Below are 470 nucleotides of genomic sequence, written 5' to 3' on the forward strand. Positions count from 1 at the left end.
GCGCGAGTGAAACCCAAATTAGCCTTCAAGAATCCAAAAACTGGTTCCACGTCCGTCTTGCGACGACGATAGATAGAGCCGGTTTCTTCATCCGAAAGCTTGGTTCTCACATATTCTTTTTGCTCTTCCCAGGTGACATTCACAGACATCGTGCGATTAGTTCCCTCATATGCCCTTGTACACTGCGACCGGAATGGACAACCACCACAATCTTCTGCTCGATATACTTTGAAGTGGCGTTCGAAGCCCGTCTTGTCTCTGCGGACGCTCATATGGGAGAAGTTGAGTCGTTTAGAGTTTGGACATTCGTAGGAATCGGTTGATTCGTCATAGGTCCAGTTCGCTGTCTGGAATGGGTTGTTTTTATACGACCTCTTCTGTTCTCGAAGATAATGACCATAGGTGATGAGTGGTGTCTTTTGGCGTTTCACTAAGATGTCGTTGTAGTTCGGCTCGCTGCCATATCCCGC

Annotated in this window: 1 protein-coding gene; it reads right to left on the minus strand. The window is 47.7% G+C overall.

Features of this window, described 5'->3' with window-relative positions:
- On the minus strand, nt 1-470 hold a 470-nt coding region (locus AB5N96_RS13510; protein ID WP_499705761.1), incomplete at both ends, for a transposase.

The organism is Chryseomicrobium imtechense, from assembly GCF_041475995.1.
GTDB lineage: Bacteria > Bacillota > Bacilli > Bacillales_A > Planococcaceae > Chryseomicrobium > Chryseomicrobium aureum.